Genomic DNA, 24,918 nt, shown 5'->3' on the forward strand with positions numbered 1-24,918 from the left:
ATCAACTCCGATGACGACGAAGCTCGATTGCCGCTTCACCCCGCACCATTGCAATCGGTGCTTCAGGTTTTCGGACCCGCACTTTGACCCATTGCACTTCGGGGAACGTGTCGAACAGACCATCAATGATGTTCTGGGCCACGGCCTCGATCAAGTGCATTCGTTTGTTTTCAAAGGCGAATTTAACCGCATCATAGATTTCAGCGTAGGATACGGTCTGGCTGACCTGATCGGTCGAGGCGGGAGCCGAAAGATCGACGCCGCATTTCAGGTCGACGAAGAATCGTTGGCCAAGCTTCATCTCCTCATGCATCAGACCATGATAACCGTAAAAGCCCAGATCTTTCAGGATGATACGGTCGCCCGTGAACTTATTGCCCATTCCGTCACCTTGTCTCTTGAGGGGGACCATACAGGGTTGCAGCGGCGACGCGAAGGGCATCGCGATTGGCGCGAACATCATGCACGCGGAAGATATGGGCACCCCTCGAATAGGCCAGTACATTGGTGGCAATGGTGCCTGATAATCGCTCGTCGGTGCTGGTATCGAGCACCTTTCCGATCATCGATTTGCGCGAGGTGCCAATCAGTAGCGGAAAGCCAAGATTGGTTAGCATTGTGGTAGCGTTGAGCACCGCATAATTGTCACTCAGTGACTTGCCGAAACCAAAGCCGGGATCGAGGATCAGTTTCTCCCGACTTATCCCCGCAGCTTTAGCCGCTGCTATAGTCTGTGTGAAATAGCGCTCGATCTCGCCCATGATCGGTTTACTCTGGTCGCGTTCAATATCCCAGTGCATGGCAATGACGGGCGCATTGTGCAGCGCGGCAATTTCGGCCATTTCGGGTGCGCGTCGCAGACCGTGAACGTCGTTGATAATACTCGCGCCCGACTGAATAGCCTGGTCGGCAACCAACGGCTTGTAGCTGTCAATGGAAAGCGGTGTCGACACACCGGCTCCAATGAGGGCTTCGATCACCGGGATAACGCGGTCCAGTTCCTGCTGCGTGGAAACGGGCTCAGCGCCGGGCCGGGTACTCTCGCCGCCAATGTCGATAATGTCGGCACCATCCCCAATCATCTGTCGTGCGTGCGCGACGGCGGTGTCGACCAGATTGAACGCGCCGCCATCAGAAAAACTGTCTGGCGTGACATTCAATATTCCCATCACCACCGGTATACGACCAAGTGCCAGCGACCGACCGTCGGCCAAGGGAATATCATAAAGCTTGTGCATGGTTCGTCCGGTGTCGCAATTGGGGTCAAATAATGTCGGGATCTATCGATAGTTCAATTTCTATGGCGTCGCATGAAAGATTTGACGATAGTGCCGGGGGGCAAACCACTGCAGACCCTATATTGTCGGTGGATATTGACCAGCGGGTCGCAACCAGCTTTGTCAACGACAGACGGCACGCCAATTGGGGGCGCGTGTATCGGCCACCAGCGGCCCCGATGAGGTGCAGGGAGAGAGATATGCAGACGCACACCACGCGCGACAGCCATCCAACGACCACGGCGGTTACCACACAACTCAAGGACATCGTCAAGAAACTGCCGCTACGCGTACTCAGTCCCGCCGACTGGGAGCATTGGACCAGCAAGGGCTATGTAATTGTGCGCAATGCGGTTCCCGAGGAAAATATCGAGCGACTCAAATCCTTGCTTTGGGCGTTTGATGAGAAGGACCCCAACGATCCCTCAACCTGGTATGCGCCACAGCGCCGCGACCACATCATGAAAGAACTCAACGGCACCGGCATGGTGGAAATTTACAACCATCAATATCTTTGGGACAATCGCATGGTGCAGCGCGTTTATGACGCCTTTGTCGACATTTGGGATATTGAAGAACTGTGGGTCGGTATCGATCGCGCCAACCTCAACGTGCCCAAAAAAGTGCATGGCAACCCAAACGGCTTTATTCACTGGGACAGCGATACCTCGCTCGATCCGCTGCCAATCGGCGTTCAGGGTGTGCTCAGTCTTGTGAAACAGGATGGCGACGTTGGCGGTTTTCAGTGCATTCCAGAACTGTTCTATAATTTTGACGAGTGGGTCAAAACCCAGCCCGCCGACCGCGACCCCATGCACCCCGACACCACCGGCATGACTATCACCAACATAGAGATGGAGCCTGGCGATCTGTTGATCTTCAATACATTGTTGGCTCATGGCGTGCGCCCAAATCATTCCAGAGACCGCGTACGAATGGCGCAATATATTTCGATGTATCCTGCCAATGAGGGCGATCAGGCGGATAGGGACGAGCGCGTGCGGCTCTGGCGCGAAATGGACTCGCCCAAGCGCGATGCATTTCCCGGCGACCCGCGCCAATGGGAAAAAAGCACGCCAAGACGGCAACGCTAACCCCGCTGGGTGAGAAGCTATTGGGATTGAAGAGTTGGGCCTAGCGTGATGCTTTGAGGCGCCGCGCAATGAATCAAAACCTGAACCGGCACCTCTAAACGATTGAAACGACTTTCAATTCGCCTGACAGGGCTCGGCAAACAGATCGTACTCGTCGCTGTCGGTCACCTGCACCGAGACAAGATCGCCCGGCTTGATATTGGTTGCCTTGTTGACAATCACCTGGCCGTCAATTTCGGGCGCATCCCACTTTGAACGGGCAATAGCGCGGTTGTTGTCCTTGTCTACATCGTCGACCAGGACATCAATGGTCTGGCCAACCTTTTTGGCCAACTGCCCGGTCGATACATGCTGGGCCACTTCCATAAGGCGCTCGAAACGGTCCTGCATGACATCATCAGGCACGATGCCTTCAAGCTCATTTGCAGGCGCACCGGTCACCGGCTCATATTTGAAACATCCGGCCCGGTCGATTTCGGCTTCTTCAATCCAATCGAGCAGGAACTCGAAATCTTCCTCGGTTTCGCCCGGAAACCCGACGATAAAGTTGGAGCGGATCGCCAGATCAGGGCACTCAGCACGCCATTTGTGGATCCGATCAAGGGTTTTGACCTGGTTGGCCGGGCGGCGCATGGTCTTGAGCACCGACGGGGATGCGTGCTGGAACGGAATATCGAGATAAGGCAGTACCTTGCCCTCAGCCATCAGATGAATGACTTGATCCACATGGGGGTAGGGATAAACATAGTGCAGACGCACCCAGGCACCGAATTCGCCCAGCTCCTTGGCCAGATCATAAAATTTGGCCGCGACCGGTCGACCGCGATAGTTTGAGGTCGCATATTTGATATCGACGCCGTAAGCGCTGGTATCCTGCGAAATGACCAGCAGTTCCTTGGCGCCACCACGCACCAACGCTTCGGCTTCGCCCAAAATGCCGGCGGCAGGGCGCGATGCGAGGTCGCCACGGATTTGTGGAATGATGCAGAACGAGCACCGATTGTTGCAGCCCTCGGATATCTTGAGATAGGCGTAGTGCCGTGGGGTCAGTTTCAACCCCTGTTCGGGCAGCAGGTCGACGAATTTGTTGGGCACCGGCGGCAGATGCTCATGCACCGCGCCAACTACGCTTTCATATTGATGTGGACCCGAAATCGCCAGCACGCTGGGATGGGTCTTGCGGATCAATTCCTCCTCGACGCCCAGGCAACCGGTAACAATGACCCGGCCATTTTCGTTCAGTGCCTCGCCAATCGCCTCCAGACTCTCCTGCTTGGCGCTGTCGAGAAAGCCGCAGGTATTGACCAGAACGACATCGGCGCCAGCATAGTCCCGGCTGAACGAATAGCCCTGCGCCCGCAACGTCGTCATGATGCGTTCACTATCGACAAGGGCTTTCGGACAGCCGAGGCTGACCAGGCCAATTTTTGGCGCTTGGGTCATATTCCATTAGTCTCTATTGGTAACTGAGCGCGCGTCATACAGATTTCCCGCTCAAAGCGCAATGCACCCAGGTCTGCGCCAGCTGTAGGGCAGGGATGAAATCGGTACTGACGAATGTACCCGTTGGAGCGGAATACCGAAGCCTAAGGCTTTTTTGGAAACAAAACATAGGGCTAGGTGTAGCGCCAAGATCGCCATCCTGAGCCATCGCTATTGGAGTCCATCAGTTCAAAAGTCCACCATGGCACGCCCGCGAGGGGCTTTTGACCTATCAGCGTTCAAGTGACGTCCTTGGGCTTTGGCGGTGCGCGTTTTGCTGTTCGCTTGGGTTTGAAAGTTTCGCCCGGCGTGGTTGCGGGTGTGGCAACAAAAGGCGCAGGCTCGGTCGCGGGCGTGATTTCATCGTCCTCCTCCTCGCCCTGCTCGGCCAGGTCGCGAATTGCATCACGGACCTCATCCAGCAATGAGGCCGAAAATCGTGAACGATTGACGGTTTCGCCCGCTGCCTCGTGCGCTTTGAAATAGACAAGCAACGCCTCGCATCCGATCCGCAGGGCGATCCAGGCCAAGAGACCAAAAACCACGATTTCAAGCAGGCCCCATAGGCCGGTGCCAAAGCCAAAACTGAAACTGTAAAAGATAGAGCCTGACGACCCACAGCAAAATGCCAGCCAATCCCAGCGCGTATAAGATCGGCACCAGCTTGGGGGCGAGAATCGCATCGAGCCGGAACAATGTCTGGCGGGTGAACAGGCGTTTGAGATCATCAAGAGTCATATTCGGCTCCAATATCGATTCGATTGGTCCTGACGGTGACCAAGCTTGCGGGCGCTGACAAGGGATTCTTCGACACTATCCGCGACGGCCCCGAAATTGTTCTCAAAGGCACGCCGCAGTGCTATATCGACCTCGGCCATTGACACCAATTGCCCCAGATCCTCAAGACTCGTGACGCCCTGATCGGCGATGCCGCAGGGCACGATCCCCTGATAATGCGACAGATCCGGGGAAACATTGAGGGAAATGCCGTGAAATGTCACCCATTTCGATACGCGAACTCCAATGGCGGCGATCTTGTCTTCGCGTCCATGCCCCTTGTCGGGCCGTTCCACCCAGACCCCGATACGGCCCGGCCGACGCTCGCCACGGATGTTAAAGGCGCCAAGAGTATCGATTACCCAACTCTCAAGGCCCTCGACCAGTTTGCGAATGTCGCGACCCCGCTGGCGCAGGTCCAGCATCACATAGGCAACGCGCTGGCCGGGGCCATGATAGGTATATTGCCCGCCGCGCCCGGCATCGTAGACCGGGAACCGCTCCGATAGCAGATCAGTCGCCACAGCCGATGTTCCCGCCGTATAAAGCGGAGGGTGCTCCACCAGCCAGACAGCTTCGTCCGCCTCACCAGTGGCAATGGCACTGGCGCGGTTACGCATCGTGTCCAGGGCCATCGGATAGGGCACCTGCGCTTCTGAAATCACCCAGCGGGCGGGTTTACCATCAGGGCGCGGCAAATTGCCTGGGCTTGTTTGCCCAATTGCGCCCGCTGTTAACGCTTCCATAACCATAGTCGCCAAACAATTGCCCACGAGATTCCGTTGGGCGCACCATGCGCCGGACTGGCCCGAGGTTCCAGACATCTATTTATGAGCACATTAGAGAATATTGAAGTGGACATCACCGTCGAACTTGGTGCGGCGACACTGCCAGTGCACCATTTGCTGCGCATGGGGCGCGGCGCGGTGATCGAACTGGATACCACCGAGAAGGACCCGATGCGCGTCTATGCCAACAATACGCTGGTGGCGCATGGTGAGGTCGATATCGAGGACGGCTTCCTGCGCGTGCGCGTAACCGACAAGATTTTCAAGCGCGACTGATCCTCGAAAACAGTCTGGACAAAACCGATTTAATCGCTTGAGGTTGGCATTGAGCTTTGCTACATGCTGGCACGCTTCGCCTCACGGCTTGGCTCTACCATGGCGTGCGGTCGTGGCGGAATTGGTAGACGCGCAGCGTTGAGGTCGCTGTGGGGTAACACCCGTGGAAGTTCGAGTCTTCTCGACCGCACCAAACTCTCCCAAAATCATTCGGTTTGCGAGGGCGCACCATAGGGTGCCCTGTGCGAAAGCGCACGTGCGCGTTGCGGTCTGAAACGCCGACTGGTGAGTTGAGGGTCGGCCCGCACGATCAGGCCTCGCGTTGCCATCAGTTGGCGCGAACACGGTCCTTGTCAGTGACGGCATGATGGGGCCCGCGCGCAGGCGTACCTTTACCTATCATTCACCTGCAACCCAGCCATGCGTATGGGAAACATTGTTTGCGTTGACTTTGTAAGTGTCCTTATTATATGTGCGCATATGAAAATCACGGCTGACACATTGGAGCGGGAGGTAAGGCCATTGAGTATGGCCGATATCGCACCCGACAGTTTTCTGGTCGTGACAGTCGCCAAGCAGTTGCGGCGCGCATTTGAGCAGCAGGCCAAGCGCTACGATCTCACATTGCCCCAGTGGCGCGTTCTGGCGCAATTGGCCGCCTCGGGCGGACTCACCCAGTCGACGTTGTCCAGCCTGGTTGAAACCGATCCGATGACCGTCAGCGGTATTCTGGATCGGCTCGAAACGCGCGGCTTGGTGGTCCGTAGCGCCGATGCCAACGACAGTCGCGCAAAAATCGCTAATGCCACGCCCGCAGCCCTAAAACTTGTCGGCAAACTCGGCACCCTGGCCGCTAGCATCAGGGATGATGCATTTGCCGGTGTGTCAGACAGCGAGCGAACGAGTCTGGTCAACGCCTTGACCAAAGTATCAGAAAATTTGTCCGGTCATTTGGATCGGCGCCAGGATCAAGCATAATGAACGCCCCATTGAAAAAAGACATTGAAGCCACTGCAGAACCGCTGAAGGCCGGGCCAAAGGCGAAAAAGCGCGGTGGACGTCGGACGGCCCTGATGATTGCCGTACCCCTGTTGCTGGCGGGTGGCGGCGTCTATGTCTGGTTGACGGGCGGACGCTATATCGACACCGACAATGCCTATGTCCAGCAGGTCAAGGTTTCGCTTTCGGCCGATGTCGGGGGCAGGGTGATCGAAGTCGATGTACACGAAAACCAGAAAGTTGCCGCTGGCGATGTACTGTTCCGCATTGATCCCGAACCTTATCGCATCGCACTGGAACAGGCTGAGGCAGGGCTTGCAGCGGCGCGGGCCAATGTCGAGCAATTGCGGGTCGGCTATGGCACGGCGCAGGCAAAACTGGATTCCGCTGACCTCGCCCTGAATTTGCGCCAGCGCGAGTATGACCGTCGCAAATCGTCCGTTGATCAGGGCATCTCGGCGACGGCAAGTCTTGACGACGTCGCCTTGTCCCTGCAGACGGCAAATTCGAGCGTGGCACTGGCAAAGCAGGAATTGGCCGCTGCAACTGCTGCATTGGCTGGCAATCCCGACATCAAGACGGATGACCATCCCGCCGTGCGCACCGCTATTGCCCTGCGTGACAACGCCCAGCGCAACCTGGAAAAAACCACGGTTCGGGCGCCTGCGGGTGGCATCGTCAGCCAGATGGCCAGCCTGAATGTTGGCCAGTTTGTTGCCACCGGCAGCACAATTGCCAGCCTGATCAAATCCACTGACACCTGGATCGACGCAAATTTCAAGGAAACCCAGATCGAGGGATTGGTGGCGGGTCTGCCCGTTGACATCGGCGTCGATGCCTATCCGGGCCTGGCCTTGCACGGCACCGTCGACAGCATCGGCGCGGCAACTGGATCGCAGTTCGCCCTGATTCCGGCGCAAAACGCCACCGGCAACTGGGTCAAGGTAACCCAGCGCATCACCGTGCGCGTCAAGCTCGACGATAATAATCAGACCGAGCCTGCCAGAGTTGCGGTCGGGTATGAGCGCCACCGTAGCCGTCGATACAGGCAAGACCACTCTCGAAAAGATGCTCTGATCCAGCAGGAAGGCGCATCAACATGGCTGCCCGCGAAACCGTTTCAGCACCCGCCGTTGTGGTGGCGAACAAGGGTCTGCTGACCTTCGCCATCATGCTGGCCACCATCATGCAGGTGCTCGATACCACCATTGCCAATGTGGCCTTGCCACATATGCGCTCCAGCCTTTCTGCCTCCCAGGACGAAATCAACTGGGTGCTGACGTCCTATATCGTTGCCGCCGCTATCGCGACACCGTTGACAGGTTGGCTGGCTGACCGTTTGGGACGACGGGTGTTGATATTGGGCGCTGTCGCTGGTTTTACGCTGGCATCAGGGCTATGCGGATTGGCCCAAAGCCTGCCCGAAATGGTCATGTTCCGGGTTTTTCAGGGCGTTTGCGGCGCCTTCATGGTGCCCTTGGCGCAATCGACACTACTCGACATCAATCCACGCGAAAAATTTGGCCAGGCCATGGCTGTATTTGGTGCCGGCATCATGGTTGGCCCGATCATCGGGCCAACTCTTGGCGGCTGGTTGACCGAAACCTTCAATTGGCGGGCCGTGTTTCTGGTCAACCTACCGGTCGGGATCGCAGCCTTGTCGGCGCTGGCTTTGTTCATGCCCAAAAGCAAGATCAACCTGAGACGCTTTGATTTCTTTGGATTTTCGATGTTGGCCATCTCCATTGCCTGCATGCAATTACTGCTCGACCGGGGGCAGGTGGTCGACTGGTTCGACGCGGTAGAAATCTGGATCTATCTTGGTCTCTCGATCAGCGGCTTGTGGGTTTTCATCGTTCATTGCCTGACGGCAGAGAACCCATTTATCGACCTTGCCATGTTCAAGGATCGCAATTTTGCCACCGGGCTGATTTTCATTTTTATTGTCGGGATCACTACTTTTTCGGGCTTGGCATTGCTGCCACCGCTGCTGCAATCGCTGATGGGCTATCCAGTAATTGAAACCGGTCTGGTCATGGCGCCGCGCGGCGTAGGAACGTTTGTGTCGATGATTATCGTCGGTCGCCTGATGGGGAAATTCGACCCGCGTATCATGGTTATTGCCGGGCTGATCATTTCCGCCTGGTCGCTATACATGATGACCGGTTTCAACCTCGAAATGGATCAGACGCTGATCATGACCAGCGGCGCGCTACAGGGGCTCGGTCTCGGTATGGTGTTTGTGCCACTTTCGACGCTGGCATTTGTGACCATCAAGCCGCAGTTCCGAGTCGATGCCACGAGCTTTTTCAGTTTGGTACGCAATGTTGGTTCGGGCGTTGGTATTTCGATGGTGACGGCGGTGTTGACCCAAATGCTTTCGGTCAACCACGCCGAATTGGGCGAACGCGTCGACTTGAGTTCACCGGCCATGCAGCAGGCATTAAGCGCTACGGGGGGCAGCAAGTCGATAACGGCCATGCTCGATGGATTGGTACAGCAACAGGCGGCGATGATTGCTTATCTCGACGACTTCAAGCTGATGATGATGGTTACGTTGATTTCAATCCCGATAGTGTTCTTTCTCAAATCGGGCGGCAAGGCACCAAAACCTGATCCGGCCCATGCCGTGGCAGAATAGTATTTGCCTTGGCAATCAATGCGCAATCGGCGTTGCCAGGATTGAGCGACGGCTCGGCTGGCGCGGCATGATCTGACGGCCGAACAGGCTGGCGGTGAGGTCCACCAGCATATCGGCGCTGCGCCCCGCATGATCCAGAAACAGGTTGAGTTCGACAATGTCGAGCGAGCCAAGACACTGCGCATCGTGCAGCATTTCCATGGCAATATGGGCTTCGCGGTAGGTTAGCCCGCCGGCAACAGGCGTACCTGCGCCTGGTGCAATCGCCGGGTCAATGGCATCAACATCAAGACTGACGTGTAGATGCGCATCGGCGGTCTGCACTTTTTCGATGATTTCGCGCATGAGACTGGCCGCGCCAGATCTCGTCGATGCGCCGCATATCCATTACGTCGACACCGCGCGATTCCAGCAATTGGCGCTCGGCGCGATCAATCGAGCGGGCGCCAAAAATGGTGACATTGCGCGGATCGACGCTCCCACGCCAGTCGCGGCTGAACGCATCGCCGAATTCAGGTTCGTTGCACAGCAGCGCCAGGGGCATGCCATGCAGATTGCCCGTGGGCGAAGTGGCAGGCGTGTTGAAATCGCCATGCGCATCGATCCAGAGCACATGAACGGGTCGCCCGAGCGCCGCACAATGACGCGCCACGCCCGAGACCGAGCCCATTGACAGACTGTGGTCACCGCCAAGGAAAATCGGTAGTCGGCCCGCCTGTAACGACGCCAGGCCTTTTTCGCTGCTTTGCGCTGCAAGGGATAGCACCTCGGCCTGCCGTTCAGCAGGTGAGGGCTTGCCCAAATTGGCGTCCTTGCGCAGATCGCCAAGGTCGCGAACATCGTGACCGAGGCTGACCAGTGTTTCGTGCAAACCGGCAACCCGCAGGGCCTCGGGGCCCATGCCACAACCGCGACGCGACGCGCCAGCATCGCTGGGGATACCCAGCAGGTCAATTAACAGCGAAGCAATTGAATGTTCGGGGCTGGGCGTGGACATATGTCTATCCTGACAGTATCAATCTGACATCACGCTAACATGAAGATGGCAAAGCCCAACACTTCTTGTCGATTAGTGGTCTGTCGAATGCACTTGCAGATCAGCGGGGCAGCGGTGCCCATGCCATTGGCGGCCGACGGGCGATCTCGCCGGGGCTGCTGTCACATAGGACAAAATAGTGGGGGTTACCTTGTCGCAACCCTAGTTAGTCCTATTTATTAATCGGAATCAGCCCATGATATGGTCTAGGGCTGTCTGTTTACGGGCGCGCTTCCCTCCCTCCCTCCTTCCAGCGCGCCCCGGAAAGGAAATGAGATGTCGGACCTCAATCCCGCCGGCGGTGATACCAGCCGGGATCGGGTTTACCCAGTTCTCCCCCTGCGCGATATCGTTGTGTTCCCCGGCATGATCGTGCCGCTGTTCGTTGGTCGCGAGAAATCGGTCAAAGCGCTCGAAGAGGTCATGCGCGACGACAAACACATTCTTGTCGTGACCCAGAAGAACGCCCAGGACGATGATCCTGCGCCCGACCAAATCTATGACACCGGTACCGTCGCAACGGTGCTGCAACTGCTCAAATTGCCCGATGGCACCGTCAAGGTGCTGGTCGAGGGACTGAGCCGCGCCACCATTGACCGCTATTTGCAGACCGTTGAATATTTCGAAGCCGAGGCGACGGTTTTGCCTGAGCCAGAGCACGATGCAACCGAACTCGAGGCCCTGGCGCGGTCGGCCCAGTCCGAGTTTGAAAATTACGTGAAGCTCAACAAGAAGATCAACGCCGAGGTTGTTGCAGCCGTCGCCCAGATCGAAAATCACTCCAAGCTGGCCGACACCATCGCCAGTCACCTGGTGATCAAGATCAATGAAAAGGAAGATCTGCTCGCAACCGTTTCGGTGGCGGACCGGTTCACCAAGATCCTTGGATTGATGGAAGGCGAGATCGGCGTTCTACAGGTCGAAAAGCGCATCCGCTCCCGCGTCAAGCGGCAGATGGAAAAGACCCAACGCGAATATTACCTCAATGAGCAGATGAAGGCGATCCAGCGGGAGTTGGGCGACGGCGAGGAGGGCTCTAACGAACTGACCGAGCTTCGAAGAGCGCATCAAGAAAACCAAATTGTCCAAGGAAGCACGGACCAAGGCCGAAGCTGAGCCTCAAAAGGCTCAAGGCGATGAGCCCGATGTCGGCCGAAGCTACGGTTGTGCGTAACTATCTCGACGTGTTGCTTGGCTTGCCATGGGGCAAGAAATCCAAGGTTAAGCGCGACCTGTTGATGGCCGAAAAGGTGTTGGATGAGGACCACTATGGTCTCGAAAAGGTCAAGGAACGCATTCTTGAGTATCTTGCCGTGCAAAGCCGCACCGGCAAACTCAAAGGACCAATCCTTTGCCTTGTTGGTCCTCCCGGCGTCGGTAAGACGTCGTTGGGTAAGTCGATTGCCAAGGCGACCGGACGTGAGTTTGTGCGCATGGCCCTGGGCGGGGTTCGGGACGAGGCTGAAATCCGTGGACACCGGCGCACTTATATCGGCTCGATGCCCGGCAAGGTGATCCAGTCAATCAAGAAGGTGGGAAAATCCAATCCGCTGTTCCTGCTCGATGAAATCGACAAGATGGGTCAGGATTTCCGTGGTGATCCGTCATCGGCGCTGCTTGAGGTGCTGGATCCGGAACAGAACCACACCTTTGCCGATCACTATCTTGAAGTCGATTATGACCTCTCGGACGTGATGTTCGTCACCACCTCGAACACTTTGAACATTCCCGGACCATTGATGGACCGCATGGAGATCATCCGCCTGTCCGGTTACACCGAGCAGGAAAAACACGCCATCGCCAAGCAACATTTGATGCCCGAAACGCTCAAGGAAAATGGCCTTGAGGCCAAGGAATTCATCCTTAGCGATGAAATGCTGACCGCCCTGATCCAGCGCTATACCCGCGAAGCCGGGGTGCGTAGCCTGAAACGCGAGATTTCCAAGCTGATGCGTAAGTCAGTTGCTGAAATCCTGCGCACCAAGGTCAAGTCAGTGACCATCGATGAAGAGTTGCTGACCAAGTTTCTTGGCGCTGACATCTACAAGCACGGCGAAATCGAGGCCGAGGCCCAGGTTGGCTTGGTTACCGGTTTGGCCTGGACATCGGTCGGTGGCGAGTTGCTGACCATCGAAGGCGTGATGACCCCCGGCAAGGGACGTATGACGGTTACCGGCAACATCAAGGAAGTGATGAAGGAATCGCTGACCGCCGCCACCGCCTATGTACGCTCGCGGTCGATTGATTTCGGCATCAAGCCGCCCATGTTCGACACCCGCGACATTCATGTGCACTTGCCCGAAGGGGCAACGCCCAAGGATGGACCGTCGGCCGGTATTGGCATGGCGACCGCTATCGTTTCGGTGATGACCGGTATTGCCGTGCGCAATGATGTGGCCATGACCGGTGAAATCACCTTGCGTGGAAGGGTCTTGCCGATTGGCGGCTTGAAGGAAAAACTGCTCGCAGCGCTGCGCGGCGGTATCAAGACCGTGCTGATCCCCGAAGAGAATATGCGCGATCTGGCCGAAATTCCCGACATCGTCAAGGAAGGCATGGAGATCGTGCCCGTCAGCCGTATGGACGAAGTGGTCAAACGCGCGCTTGTACGTGAGCCCGAGCCGATCGAGTGGAATTTTGAGGAGCAGCCGGCCAGCCCGGTCGCTGTTGAACCCGAAGAAGCGCTGGGTGGTTTACCACACTAGCGCGCCATCCAAATCTGTTCAGACGGCGGCCCTCGGGTCGCCGTTTGTGTTTGATCCAACGGCAAGGCACAAAAGCTGCGATCAAAACGCCATCAGTCTCGGATTGATCGCGAAACCTCGTATTGCTGATAAAACCTCAACCGGGTAGGGTCCGCGCGAAAACGGGTAAGCGGGCAGGGGATTATGAACAGGCCGCTGGTGCTGATTCTCGCGGCCGTAACGCTCGATGCCACTGGCATCGGTCTGATTTTCCCCATATTGCCAGCCTTGCTGCGTGAGGTTACTCACACAGCACAAGTCGCCACATTATTCGGCGTGATGCTGGCGCTCTATTCGGCGATGCAGTTCCTGTTCTCGCCGGTTTTGGGGGTACTTAGTGACCGGTTTGGACGCAGGCCGATGTTGCTATTGTCGCTCGCGGGCGCCGCTATCGACTATGTACTGATGGCAATGGCCCCGCATTTGTGGATGCTGGTGCTCGGGCGTGCCATCGCTGGAATCACCAGCGCCAATATGGCCGTGGCGACAGCCTATATTACCGACATCTCGCCCGAAGCTGATCGCGCCCGGCGATTTGGATATTTTCATGCCATGTTCGGCGTCGGATTTATCATTGGCCCCGTGCTGGGCGGGATTTTGGGCGATAGTTGGGTGCGCGCCCCATTTGTCGCGGCGGCGCTACTCAACGGCGTGAACTTTTTGCTGGCGTTTTTCTTTCTGCCTGAATCAAGGGCTGGGACTCGCGGCGCACGGTTTGAGTGGCGAACGCTCAATCCGTTCATCCCGCTGCGCTGGGCCCTGAAATTCAAACCACTAGTTCCCATGATGGCAATCTTTGTCATCATGAATTTTACCGGCACCATGTATGGCACCGTTTGGGCACTTTTTGGTGAGGACAATTTTGCCTGGAGCGGCACAATGATCGGGTTGTCTTTGGCATCATATGGTCTGTTCCACGCAGGCGCTCAGGCGTTTCTGACCGGCCCTGCGGTATCGTGGCTGGGAGAACGCTGGGCACTAATATTCGGCATGGGCTTTGAGGTCGTCGCGTTGGCGGCGGTCAGCGTCGCGGCTGATGGCTGGATTGTGTTTGCGCTAACACCGCTGTTCGCATTGGGCGGTATTGGGATGCCTGCCTTGCAGTCGCTAACGACGTCGCAGGTAAGCAGCGACAAACAGGGACAATTGCAGGGCGTGCTGGCAAGTCTTGTAAGCTTGGCCACGGTCTTTGGGCCGCTATTTTTTGGCTTTGTATATTTCACCGTGCGCCCACATTGGCCCGGCGCCATCTGGATCATCGGTGCGTGTGTCTACGCTCTGGCCTTACCGCTTATATGGGGCATTCGCCGCCGTGAGTGAGCCTTAATTTAATACAGCGCCCGGCAATGCCCCGGAAACCGGGGCATAGTCAAAAAGTCACGTCAAATAGTCATTTCTCCCGCTGATTAACAGAATTACGTGCTTTCACCGCCCAAAGCGCCCGGATTTCCTTGCGTTTCCCATAGAATCGCAAAAAGGTGGCGACGTTTTGGTTCGCCTGCTTGGGCGGGCATTCGACAGTGAGGAAAACACTATGGCTAATAAGAATGATCTGGTCGGCATCGTTGCCGAAAAGGCAACCCTGACCAAAGCTCAGGCTGCTGAAGCCGTTGACGCGGTATTTGAAGCAATCACCGCTTCGCTCAAGGCAAAAGAAGAAGTCCGTTTGGTTGGATTTGGCACTTTCGCCGTTTCCGCTCGCAAGGCCAGCACCGGCCGTAACCCGGCGACGGGCGCCGAGATTCAGATCCCCGCCTCCAACCAGGCAAAGTTCAAGCCCGGTAAGGGTCTCAAAGAGGCTATCAACTAAGAAGTTAGGCGCGGACAATCGGCTTGGGACAACGCGACGCCAATAGGGTTGGCGCTCGACACCATGTTCTAAATGGTGCGGCGCTGCTTCTGGCGGATCGATGTTACCCATGGTTTTCCATATGACTTCTGGCACGTCATATTGCGACGTGCCAATTGGCCCCGCACTCACAAAGGCGGGGCCGTAGCTTTTCCTGCTTTTGATGGGTTGACGCCGCGCGGTACTGGCCCTAATCAGAGCCACCGAATAGCACCACCGGTGCATCGGGCGATTAGGCTCAGTTGGTAGAGCGCCTCGTTTACACCGAGGATGTCGGCGGTTCAAGTCCGTCATCGCCCACCATTGTCCCACCTTTGTTTTCAAAAACTTAGGTAGGAGCCAACAATCCCAGAAATGTCATTCAAACACCTACTGTCACACTCAGGTCACAGTAAGGCATCGATATGGCTATCATTCGCAGGCGAGACGGCAAATACCAAGTTCAGATTCGTCGCCAAGGTTTATCTTCCCAATTTAATACATTCAGAAAGCAATCTGACGCCGGCGGGATGAAAATACGGTGATTGGGAGAAGAACCGAGAAATGTCTCAAAGAATGCACATTGTGCGCTTGACTTAATTCTGGGGCCTCGGTACACGACACCCACGTTGCGCAGACGTCAAGTTTGCTGCTGCGGGAGTAGCTCAGTTGGTTAGAGTGCCGGCCTGTCACGCCGGAGGTCGCGGGTTCGAGCCCCGTCTCTCGCGCCACTTTTCTCATTGAAATTATTGCAATTTTTTGAAAAGTGGTCGCGCCGCCCGATTGCGACGCATTTCAAATTTCATTCGGCACCTATCAGCTCGAAATATTTCATTGATAGCGGCGACGCCGGTGCGCAATTTCACATGCTTGTGTGGTGTGTAACCAATTTGTCCTGTGTGTCGAATGGTCGGTCATGAGCCTGACATGACGGCGTTCCAGCTTTCATTTCGGCGTGATCTTATTGGGTACTGACAGCCAATATGATCCATATATCGCCAACAAATACCGACACCGCGTCGGTGATAGCGCCGCGACTTCTGGCCGTGAGGCCCTTTCGCAGCCAAAGGAGAGTGTGATGACTATGGTCGAGATACGCAATGGGACCGCCAGCCGCAAACTGGTCAAGCCAATCAAGTTGCTGACCGGCTTATTGCTCGTGCCAGCAATGATGGTTTCGATCAATCAGGTTTCGGTTTCTGCCGCTGAACCCGCCTTTGAAATACCGGCCCCCGCCATGGATATTGCGCCAGACGGATCGAGTGCCGTCGCAACCTTTGCTGGCGGGTGCTTTTGGGGCGTGCAGGGCGTCTTCCAACATGTAGTTGGTGTCAAAAATGCCGTTTCGGGCTACGAAGGGGGCGCCGCGAACACCGCTGAATATCAAACAGTGGGGTCAGGGCGTACCGGCCATGCCGAAACAGTCCAGATCACCTATGATCCCGGCAAGATCACCTATGGTGAATTGCTGCAAATTTTCTTTTCAGTTGCCCACAACCCAACCCAGCTAAACTATCAGGGTCCGGATCGCGGCACGCAATATCGCTCTACCATTTTTGCTGAGAACGCCGAGCAAGCCAAAGTCGCCCAGGCCTATATTGATCAACTCGGCAAAACCGGCGCTTTTCCAGGTCAGATTGTAACGACGATCGAAACCGGCCAGACATTTTATCCTGCCGAAGCCTATCACCAAGACTTTTTGATCAATAATCCGAACTATCCCTATATTGTCTACAACGATCTGCCCAAGATCGAGAACCTGAAGGCAATGTTCCCAAAAGTCTTTGCTTCGAAGCCGGTTCTGGTGGGCCAGCTCTAAAATCGTCGATCCTCGATCATTGTCCGGTAGCGCCAACGCGCTGCCGGACATTTTTATGACCAAGGCTTGGTTTGGTGGGCGGGTCTGCCTATTGTGCAGGCAGGCGACACTAGGAATTTCTTCATGACGGCAGTGCCTTCGGCCAGACTCAATATTTTGGCCTTTAGCGGCAACACGCACAGACCTTCCCGATCCTGGAATCTCGCGGAAACTATTGCGCGCAGGGTTCAGACTCACGTCCCCGCAGATGTCGTTCACTATGACATCGTCGACGCGGGGGCGGGACTGGCAGGCGCCTATCAGCGAAACCAGCTTGGCGCCGAAGCGCTAAAGATCGTCGAGGCGATCGAGCGGGCGGATATTCTTGTGGTCACCAGCCCTGTGTACAAAGGCTCTTACACGGGTCTGTTCAAGCACTTGTTTGACTTTGTCGAGTTTGAAGCTTTGATCGGGCGCCCGGTAATATTGTCGGCTAGTGGCGGCGGACAGCGACACTCGCTAATGGTTGAGCATCAGCTCCGGCCCTTGTTCGGATTTTTCTCGGCACTAACCGTGCCGACTGCAATTTACGCCGAAAACACCAGTTTTACTGGCGGTCAGCCAACTGATCCGACCATATTGGCGCGGATCGAACTGGCAGCAACCCAATGCGCGGCGCTGGTCAATTCGGGTGCCACCAGTCATCCAGCAAGGCAGTTGAGGACAGCCTCAGGCCAAGACCCGGTCAAGAAAATGGTGCCGCTGAAGCCGTGATCACTTGGCTTTGATTTGAGCCCCGCCTATATTTGGGCAAACACTATCATTTTTCTGCCCTCGACTAACCTCACTTAGTCCATAATGGGCGACGAAACTGGGAGTAAATACCAAGCGCGGGAACCGGCAGGCGCGACAACACGTTGCCCCAGACCGAACGCTGCGGAATGATGGAGAACAGCCGTGCGGATGTTCAAAACAGTTTTGCTTCCAATACTGGCCGCCAGTTTTGCCGGAGCGACTGCGTTTGCTGCCGATTCCAGCACCTTTCCATCGACACTGCCTGTTCAGGTTAGCAACTATGCGCAGCCGACCTTTGACTGGAACGGCTTTTACACCGGCATCTATTCCGGGATTAAGGCCAACCAGACCGGCGGCACTCAGTATGGCTTGGGAGTCAATGTTGGCGTCAATGCCGCATTTGATTTTTACCTCGTGGGTGGTGAAGTCGCCATTGAGGGGCTGACAGGTGGCCCTGGATCGACAAGTTATGCCGAAATTCTGGGGCGCGCGGGCGTCATCGTGGCCGACAATGTGCTGGTCTATGGGGCGGCTGGCTATGGCATCGATTTAGGCGTGCCCAATGAACAGGATTGGCTTGCCGGAGGGGGTGTTGAAATCGCGGTCGGCGATAGTATTTCACTGCGCGGCCAATATGTGCATGCTTTCCCCGGCAGCGGCGGCAACGCCAAGGATCAGATTACTGTCGGCGCCGCTTACCACTTCTAGTTCAGCACGGTTTGGGGAGCATCAACATGGTGTTGTCGCTGGTGCTCCAGCACTCGAATCTGTTGATTCACAGGATGGGAATCGGCGTTGTTTCATCGCCCAAGTGTCCGATCCGCCCTCACAATACAGTATGGAATTTGCTAAAACTTGTCTCAAATTGGGTCAAATGCGTTTCATTCTCGCAACACCGGACCCCAAATGGTCACAAAATGTTATCCGCGCTGCCTGATTAGCTGCGAGTGGGGTTGCAAGCCCGATGCGGCTGAGTCATCTATCATCACGACTACGGTTAAATCTATGGAGTGCAAGATATGTTTGTACGTTCTCTCTCGTTTGGTGTTGCTGCGGCAGCACTTATGGTCTCCGGCGCTCAGGCCGCTGATCTGATGATCCCAACTACGCCTCAGCCCGTTTATCAGGCTAACGGTTTTAGCTGGGAAGGTCTCTATGCCGGTATCGAAGCTGGCGGTTTGTTCAATGGTTCGCCATCCGCTATTGGCACGCTCCCAGCTAGCACCACTCAGGGTGTTATCGGTGGTGTCGTCGGTGTGAACTTCATCGTTGCCGATCCTATCGTTCTCGGTCTTGAAGTTCAGGGCGACTACGTCTTCGGTTCGGCCGCTGATTCCGGTCTGTTCCTCGCTCTGGCACATGTTGGTGTCGTAGCAACCGACAACGTTCTCGTTTATGCCGCTGCTGGTGCTGGTGCATCGACTCGCTCAGGCGTTTCGACCGGCGTTTATGCTTTGGGCGGTGGCGTTGATGTTGCCGTTACCGACAATGTTTCGGTTCGTGGCGAAGTTCTGGGTCTCGGCGACTTCGACGGCGCTGCTGACAACTTCTTTGAATCCGCCAAGGCAACTGTCGGCGTATTCTACCACTTCTAATTTGCGACAACGCAATTCTGGCGTCGGCTAATAGCCGGGGCCAAAACCAAGATGTCTTGCAAACTCCGTTTCGACGAATCGCTTAGGCGATTCTGTCGTTGTGGTTTGAAGTAAAATGGTCTCGCTGCGGCGGGGCCGTTTTTATTTTGCCATGCGTTAGCGCCGACCGGCGAAGTCAGCGCCTTGAGGGCAGGGCCGGGCTTGTCGCGCCATTGGCGCAGATTCCAGCGATTAGATGCGGTGGGGCCCACGATAATGGGCACGGCATGCTACACAATTGCCATATTTTAACATGATAGTACTTATCATGTTTTCTTTCCCTTGAATCGCGGTTTGGGAAGGTCTAAGCCCTACCCAACTTAGTTGCATCGCTTGGCTTGCCCCAATTGCTCGCCTGGCCATGCGCCCCGGTCGCCAGGCCGGCGTTTAACATGGGCTGCCGCATGACTGATTTGCTCAGCGACTATCTACCGATTGTCATCTTCCTTGGTTTATCCGGGCTTATATCGTTGGCTCTATTGGTCGCGCCGTTCGTATTGGCGGTAAAGAATCCCGATCCGGAAAAAGTGTCTGCATATGAATGTGGGTTCGATGCCTTTGATGATGCCCGCATGAAATTTGATGTGCGATTCTATCTGGTGTCGATCCTTTTCATTATCTTCGATCTGGAAATCGCGTTTCTGTTTCCGTGGGCCGTAGCGTTCCGCGAAGTAGGTTGGTTCGGCTTCTGGTCGATGATGATCTTTCTAGGCGTTTTGACCGTCGGGTTTATTTATGAATGGCGTAAGGGAGCCCTGGAATGGGATTGAGCGAACACACCGGTACGCTGGTCGCCCCGCAGCCCAAGGGCGTCATCGACCCGCGCACCAATAAACCGGTCGGCACCAACGACCCGTTTTTTACTGATATCAATGACGAGTTGGCCGACAAGGGGTTTCTCGTCACCACAACTGATGATCTGATCAATTGGGCGCGCACCGGCAGCCTTATGTGGATGACCTTCGGTTTGGCCTGTTGCGCCGTGGAAATGATTCAGATGTCGATGCCACGCTATGACGCTGAACGGTTCGGCTTTGCCCCACGGGCCTCCCCACGCCAGTCCGATGTGATGATCGTGGCGGGCACCCTTACCAACAAGATGGCGCCGGCGCTGCGTAAGGTCTACGACCAGATGCCTGAACCGCGCTACGTCATCTCGATGGGTAGCTGTGCCAACGGTGGTGGCTACTATCACTATTCATATTCTGTGGTTCGCGGCTGTGACCGCGTGGTGCCGGTCGACATTTATGTGCCTGGCTGCCCCCCAACCGCAGAAGCCCTGTTGTATGGCGTTTTGCTCTTGCAGAAGAAAATTCGCCGCACCGGTACTATTGAGCGTTAGGAATTCGGCTCATGGATGAGGCAGTTCAAGTCGATCCTCTTGAAGCGCTCGGCGAGCATATCGCTGGTGCACTCGGCGAAGTGATTGTCGATCGCAAGATCAGCTTTGGTGAATTGACGATCACGGTAACCCGCGAGGCTATTGTCGATGTCACGACGTTCCTGCGCGACGATCCACAATGCCAGTTTGTCAATCTGACGGACATTTGCGGCGTTGACTTTCCTGAACGCGATCAGCGCTTTGAAGTTGTGTACCATTTCCTCAGCCCCAAGAAGAATCTCCGTATCCGGGTTAAGCTGGCGGCGGACGAGCCTTGTGCCGGTACCCAGTATTACAGGTGTTTTTATCGGCGCCGACTGGTTCGAGCGCGAGGCCTATGATCTCTATGGGATGATGTTTTCCGGCCATCCTGACCTGCGCCGCATCCTGTCGGACTACGGCTTTGACGGTCATCCACTGCGCAAGGACTTTCCGCTTACCGGCTATGTCGAGGTGCGCTACGACGAAGAGCGCAAGCGTGTCGTCTATGAACCGGTCAAACTGGCCCAGGAATTCCGTTCGTTTGACTATTTGTCACCCTGGGAGGGCACCGACTATGTACTGCCCGGTGACGAGAAGGCGAAACAATGACCGCTGAAGCTGAAGTCCGTACCTTCAATATCAACTTTGGTCCCCAGCACCCGTCTGCGCATGGCGTGTTGCGTCTGGTGCTGGAGCTTGACGGTGAAATCGTTGATCGTGTCGATCCTCATATCGGCCTGCTGCATCGCGGCACCGAAAAGCTGATCGAGCACAAGACCTACCTGCAGGCAGTGCCGTACTTTGATCGGCTCGACTATGTGGCCCCGATGAATCAGGAACACGCATTTGCGCTGGGCGTCGAACGCTTGCTTGGGCTGGAAGTGCCGATGCGGGGACAGTTGATCCGGGTGCTTTATGCCGAGATCGGACGATTGCTGTCGCACCTGCTCAATGTTACCTCTCAAGCCCTGGACGTCGGCGCCCTGACGCCGCCACTTTGGGGCTACGAGCAGCGCGAAATCCTGATGGGCTATTATGAACGCGCATCGGGTGCACGCATGCACTCCGCCTATTTTCGCCCCGGTGGCGTACATCAGGATTTGCCGCAGGATTTGGTCGATGACATAGCCAATTTCTGCAAGGAGTTTCCTCAGGCGCTTGCGGACATTGATGGTCTCATCACCGAGAGCCGCATCTTCAAGCAGCGCAATGTTGACATTGGTGTCGTCACGCTCGACGAGGCTTGGGCCTGGGGTTTTTCCGGCGTTATGGCTCGTGGGTCTGGTGCGGCCTGGGACTTACGCAAGAGCCAGCCTTATGACTGCTACGATCAGATGGATTTCGATATTCCGGTCGGCACTAATGGCGATTGCTATGACCGCTATCTTCTTCGCATGGAAGAAATGCGCCAATCCGTGCGCATCATGGAACAATGCATTGCCAGGCTGAACAAGTCCGAAGGCAAGGGGCCGGTGTCATCGACAGATGGCAAGGTGGTGCCACCAAAGCGGTCTGAAATGAAACAGTCGATGGAGGCATTGATCCATCACTTCAAGCTCTACACCGAGGGGTACAAAGTGCCCGCCGGTGAGGTTTACGCGGCCGTCGAAGCGCCCAAGGGCGAATTCGGCGTGTATCTTGTCTCCGACGGCACCAACAAGCCCTATCGATGCAAGATCAGGGCGCCGGGATTTGCCCATCTCGCGGCCATGGACTTTCTCTGTCGTGGCCACATGCTTGCAGACGTCGCCGCCATTCTTGGCTCACTCGATATCGTGTTCGGAGAGGTTGATCGCTAATGGTCGCGCGTCGCCTTGCAGATGAGTCGGTTCAGCCGGCAGCATTTGCCTTTAACAATGACAACGCCAAATGGGCTGAATGGAAAATCGGGCTCTATCCCGCCGGTCGTCAGCAATCGGCCGTCATCCCGCTTTTGATGCGGGCGCAGGATCAGGATGGATGGATCAGCCGGGCCACGATCGAGACGGTCGCGGACATGCTGGGCATGGCCTATATTCGCGTGCTTGAAGTGGCGACCTTCTATACCCAGTTTCAATTGGCGCCGGTCGGCAGCAAGGCTCATATCCAGGTCTGTGGTACGACGCCCTGCATGTTGCGTGGTTCTGAAGCGCTGATAAACATCTGCAAGTCCAAGATCCACCCCGAACCGCATCATCTCAATGCCGAGGGCACGATGAGCCTGGGAAGAGGTCGAGTGCCTGGGCGCGTGCGTGAACGCGCCAATGGTTGCCATTTTCCACGACACCTATGAGGATTTGTCTGCCGATCGTTTCGACGAGATTGTGGATGCCTTTGCCGCTGGCATGGGCGATACGATCAAACCTGGTCCACAAATTGATCGGCAATATTCGGCTGCACTGGGTGGTGCGACGACCCTACTGGAAAAGCCCACCGCACAGCGAACCAAATATGTACCGGAACCCGTAGCAGACGCAGCGGCAACACCCGCCGCGCCAAGCGCGGCTGTGTCGGTCAAAAAGCAGGAAGTTACCGAAGAAGCAGCGCCGGCCCTGAAAGGTACGCCGAAACGGGCGAAAGTTTCCCCCGCTACCGCTGAAGTTGCCCGGGCGGCTAGCGCCGTCGGTGCAAAGGCCGATGGCAAGCCGAACAAGGCCATGCGCGACGATGCCGTGGGAGCCGAATCCAAGGCGGGAAAGGCCAACGGAGGCAAAGCTGTTGGCAAATCCGCTGATGCTACCAAGTCCAAGGTCGAGCCCGCAAAGGCCAAACCCGCAAAAGACGCCACCAAGCCAACCGCAGGGCAGGGCGACGCAACGCCATTGTTCAAAGCGCCGTCGGGTAAACCAGACGACCTTAAATTGATCTCGGGTGTCGGTCCGGTGCTGGAACGCAAGCTGAACCAGTTGGGCATAACCAAATGGTCGCAGGTCGCAGCGTTTAGTGCTGACGACATGGTGAGGGTAGAAGAAATATTGAGTTTCAAGGGCCGGATCACCCGCGACGATTGGCTCAAGCAAGCCGATGTGCTCGCCCGGGGCGGTGAGGCTGAATATGTCCGCGTCTTCGGCAAGAAGCCACGGTAGGAGTGAACGATGCTCGCTGATAAAGATCGCATTTTCACCAATCTTTATGGTCGTGGTGACTGGAGCCTGGCTGGGGCGCGTGAGCGTGGTGCCTGGGTGGGGACCAAGGAATTTATCGATGCTGGCCGTGACTGGATCACCAATGAAGTCAAGGCTTCGGGATTGCGCGGACGCGGTGGCGCCGGTTTTCCGACGGCGTTGAAGTGGACCTTCATGCCCAAGGTCAATGATGGCCGTCCGCATTACTTGCTGGTCAATGCCGATGAATCCGAGCCGGGCACCTGCAAGGATCGCGAGATTTTGCGGCACGACCCGCAGCACCTAATCGAAGGATGCCTGTTGGCCGCGCGCGGTATGGACGCGCATCTGGCCTTTATTTATGTGCGCGGCGAATTCATCCGCGAGCGGCAAAACCTCGAGCGGGCCGTCGAAGAGGCCTATGAAGCCAAGTTGATCGGCAAAGACAATATCCATGGCTGGGACCTGGATATTATCGTGCATCACGGCGCGGGTGCCTATATTTGCGGCGAAGAAACCGCTTTGATGGAGTCACTGGAAGGCAAGAAGGGCCAACCGCGCCTCAAGCCGCCATTCCCCGCTGGCATGGGCGTTTACGGCAACCCTACCACGGTCAACAATGTAGAATCGATCGCGGTAGTGCCCGAGATCCTCCGCCGCTCCGGCGCATGGTTCGCTTCGATTGGCAGAGCCAACAATACCGGCACCAAACTGATGTGCGTATCCGGTCACGTCAACACGCCCGCAACCTTCGAAGAGGCAATGGGCATAACGTTCGAAGAAATGATAGAAAAGCATTGCGGCGGCATCCGGGGCGGTTGGGACAATCTGTTGGCAGTGATCCCGGGTGGGGCTTCAGTCCCCTGCGTTCCGGGCGAGAAAATTCGCCATGCCGTGATGGATTTTGATGGTTTGAAGGAGGTTGGCTCCTCCCTGGGGACAGCGGCTGTCATCGTCATGGACAAGCAAACCGATATCATCAAGGCCATCTGGCGCCTGTCCGCTTTCTACAAGCATGAGAGCCTGTGGCCAATGCACGCCGTGTCGTGAAGGAACTGGCTGGATGATGCGGGTGATGGCTCGCATGGTTGAAGGCCGCGCCCAGAAGCGCGAAATCGACATGCTGTTCGAAGTGACCAAACAGATCGAAGGCCATACCATTTGCGCGCTTGGCGACGCGGCGGCATGGCCAATTCAGGGGCTGATCCGAAACTTCCGGCATGTGATCGAGGAGCGGATCGACCAATACACCTATAGTTCCACTTCCGATGGCGCCGTGCCCTCGATTGCGGCGGAGTAAGGC

At 56.2% G+C, this 24,918-nt stretch carries 19 protein-coding genes, 3 tRNA genes and 6 pseudogenes; 21 read left to right on the forward strand and 7 right to left on the reverse strand.

The annotated features are described in order from the left end of the window. Position 1: 1 nt before the first annotated feature. Positions 2-382 (reverse strand): dihydroneopterin aldolase, encoded by a 381-nt coding sequence (gene folB / locus PSQ19_RS03095; RefSeq protein ID WP_282219584.1) that lies wholly within the window; start codon positions 380-382, stop codon positions 2-4. Between the two features lie 4 nt (positions 383-386). Beyond that, positions 387-1,238 (reverse strand): dihydropteroate synthase, encoded by an 852-nt coding sequence (gene folP, locus PSQ19_RS03100; RefSeq protein ID WP_282219585.1) that lies wholly within the window; start codon positions 1,236-1,238, stop codon positions 387-389. A gap of 239 nt (positions 1,239-1,477) precedes the next feature. Between folP and PSQ19_RS03105 the strand changes: the two are divergent. After that, positions 1,478-2,415, forward strand: a pseudogene (locus PSQ19_RS03105) (phytanoyl-CoA dioxygenase family protein). 70 nt (positions 2,416-2,485) lie between these two features. Here PSQ19_RS03105 and rimO read toward each other — a convergent pair. The 4 genes from rimO to lipB form a co-directional block, all read right to left on the reverse strand. Next, a complete protein-coding gene (gene rimO / locus PSQ19_RS03110) occupies positions 2,486-3,814 on the reverse strand; it encodes a 30S ribosomal protein S12 methylthiotransferase RimO (protein ID WP_282219586.1) in 1,329 nt (442 codons plus the stop codon). Between the two features lie 278 nt (positions 3,815-4,092). Beyond that, positions 4,093-4,398: a hypothetical protein gene (locus PSQ19_RS03115; protein ID WP_282219587.1), complete on the reverse strand. Its 306-nt coding sequence runs from the start codon at positions 4,396-4,398 to the stop codon at positions 4,093-4,095. A gap of 4 nt (positions 4,399-4,402) precedes the next feature. Then, entirely contained in the window at positions 4,403-4,591 is a 189-nt protein-coding gene (locus PSQ19_RS03120) for a hypothetical protein (RefSeq protein ID WP_282219588.1), read from the reverse strand. Continuing rightward, entirely contained in the window at positions 4,588-5,376 is a 789-nt protein-coding gene (lipB, locus tag PSQ19_RS03125) for a lipoyl(octanoyl) transferase LipB (protein ID WP_407649070.1), read from the reverse strand. The genes PSQ19_RS03120 and lipB overlap by 4 nt, the downstream gene beginning before the upstream one ends. Before the next feature lie 84 nt (positions 5,377-5,460). Here lipB and PSQ19_RS03130 point away from each other — a divergent pair, with 84 nt between their 5' ends. From PSQ19_RS03130 to PSQ19_RS03150, 5 genes are all read left to right on the forward strand, one after another. After that, positions 5,461-5,694: a FliM/FliN family flagellar motor switch protein gene (locus tag PSQ19_RS03130; protein WP_282219590.1), complete on the forward strand. Its 234-nt coding sequence runs from the start codon at positions 5,461-5,463 to the stop codon at positions 5,692-5,694. A gap of 106 nt (positions 5,695-5,800) precedes the next feature. After that, positions 5,801-5,887: transfer RNA gene (locus PSQ19_RS03135), tRNA-Leu, on the forward strand. A gap of 335 nt (positions 5,888-6,222) precedes the next feature. Then, entirely contained in the window at positions 6,223-6,672 is a 450-nt protein-coding gene (locus PSQ19_RS03140; RefSeq protein WP_282219591.1) for a MarR family winged helix-turn-helix transcriptional regulator, read from the forward strand. Beyond that, a complete protein-coding gene (locus tag PSQ19_RS03145) occupies positions 6,672-7,853 on the forward strand; it encodes an HlyD family secretion protein (RefSeq protein ID WP_282219592.1) in 1,182 nt (393 codons plus the stop codon). The genes PSQ19_RS03140 and PSQ19_RS03145 overlap by 1 nt, the downstream gene beginning before the upstream one ends. Beyond that, positions 7,793-9,334 carry a DHA2 family efflux MFS transporter permease subunit gene (locus tag PSQ19_RS03150; RefSeq protein WP_282219593.1) on the forward strand — a complete coding sequence of 514 codons (1,542 nt, stop codon included), beginning with the start codon at positions 7,793-7,795 and terminating at the stop codon, positions 9,332-9,334. Before PSQ19_RS03145 ends, PSQ19_RS03150 begins: the two co-directional genes overlap by 61 nt. 15 nt (positions 9,335-9,349) lie before the next feature. Here PSQ19_RS03150 and rocF read toward each other — a convergent pair. Continuing rightward, positions 9,350-10,331: pseudogene (gene rocF, locus PSQ19_RS03155) on the reverse strand (arginase). Between the two features lie 315 nt (positions 10,332-10,646). On the opposite strand from rocF, the pseudogene lon reads away from it, so the two are divergent. From lon to nuoF, 15 genes and pseudogenes are all read left to right on the forward strand, one after another. After that, positions 10,647-13,075 (forward strand): annotated as a pseudogene (gene lon / locus PSQ19_RS03160) (endopeptidase La). 183 nt (positions 13,076-13,258) lie between these two features. After that, positions 13,259-14,434: a TCR/Tet family MFS transporter gene (locus PSQ19_RS03165; RefSeq protein WP_282219594.1), complete on the forward strand. Its 1,176-nt coding sequence runs from the start codon at positions 13,259-13,261 to the stop codon at positions 14,432-14,434. A 214-nt stretch (positions 14,435-14,648) separates the two neighbouring features. Beyond that, positions 14,649-14,924: an HU family DNA-binding protein gene (locus tag PSQ19_RS03170; protein ID WP_282219595.1), complete on the forward strand. Its 276-nt coding sequence runs from the start codon at positions 14,649-14,651 to the stop codon at positions 14,922-14,924. 265 nt (positions 14,925-15,189) lie between these two features. Further along, positions 15,190-15,266, forward strand: a tRNA-Val gene (locus tag PSQ19_RS03175). A gap of 330 nt (positions 15,267-15,596) precedes the next feature. After that, positions 15,597-15,673 (forward strand) — tRNA-Asp (locus PSQ19_RS03180). Positions 15,674-16,026: 353 nt separating this feature from the next. Beyond that, positions 16,027-16,761 (forward strand): peptide-methionine (S)-S-oxide reductase MsrA, encoded by a 735-nt coding sequence (msrA, locus tag PSQ19_RS03185; protein ID WP_407649135.1) that lies wholly within the window; start codon positions 16,027-16,029, stop codon positions 16,759-16,761. A gap of 123 nt (positions 16,762-16,884) precedes the next feature. After that, positions 16,885-17,514 carry an FMN reductase gene (gene msuE, locus PSQ19_RS03190; RefSeq protein ID WP_282219596.1) on the forward strand — a complete coding sequence of 210 codons (630 nt, stop codon included), beginning with the start codon at positions 16,885-16,887 and terminating at the stop codon, positions 17,512-17,514. Between the two features lie 189 nt (positions 17,515-17,703). Next, on the forward strand, positions 17,704-18,243 hold the full coding sequence (locus PSQ19_RS03195) for an outer membrane protein (RefSeq protein WP_282219597.1): 540 nt from the start codon (positions 17,704-17,706) through the stop codon (positions 18,241-18,243). A gap of 311 nt (positions 18,244-18,554) precedes the next feature. Further along, positions 18,555-19,130, forward strand: coding sequence for an outer membrane protein (locus PSQ19_RS03200; protein ID WP_282219598.1), 576 nt, complete (start codon positions 18,555-18,557; stop codon positions 19,128-19,130). Between the two features lie 443 nt (positions 19,131-19,573). Then, a complete protein-coding gene (locus PSQ19_RS03205) occupies positions 19,574-19,939 on the forward strand; it encodes an NADH-quinone oxidoreductase subunit A (protein ID WP_282219599.1) in 366 nt (121 codons plus the stop codon). Further along, complete coding sequence (locus PSQ19_RS03210) at positions 19,930-20,511, forward strand: NuoB/complex I 20 kDa subunit family protein (protein WP_282219600.1); 582 nt, start codon at positions 19,930-19,932, stop codon at positions 20,509-20,511. The genes PSQ19_RS03205 and PSQ19_RS03210 overlap by 10 nt, the downstream gene beginning before the upstream one ends. 11 nt (positions 20,512-20,522) lie before the next feature. Then, positions 20,523-21,141, forward strand: a pseudogene (locus PSQ19_RS03215) (NADH-quinone oxidoreductase subunit C). Continuing rightward, positions 21,138-22,331 (forward strand): NADH-quinone oxidoreductase subunit D, encoded by a 1,194-nt coding sequence (locus tag PSQ19_RS03220; protein WP_282219601.1) that lies wholly within the window; start codon positions 21,138-21,140, stop codon positions 22,329-22,331. The pseudogene PSQ19_RS03215 and the gene PSQ19_RS03220 overlap by 4 nt, the downstream one beginning before the upstream one ends. Beyond that, positions 22,331-23,597: pseudogene (gene nuoE, locus PSQ19_RS03225) on the forward strand (NADH-quinone oxidoreductase subunit NuoE). Before PSQ19_RS03220 ends, nuoE begins: the two are co-directional and overlap by 1 nt. Positions 23,598-23,606: 9 nt before the next feature. Then, positions 23,607-24,915 (forward strand): annotated as a pseudogene (gene nuoF / locus PSQ19_RS03230) (NADH-quinone oxidoreductase subunit NuoF). Positions 24,916-24,918 lie beyond the last annotated feature (3 nt).

Source organism: Devosia algicola (assembly GCF_028816455.1).
Classification (GTDB): Bacteria; Pseudomonadota; Alphaproteobacteria; order Rhizobiales; family Devosiaceae; genus Devosia; species Devosia algicola.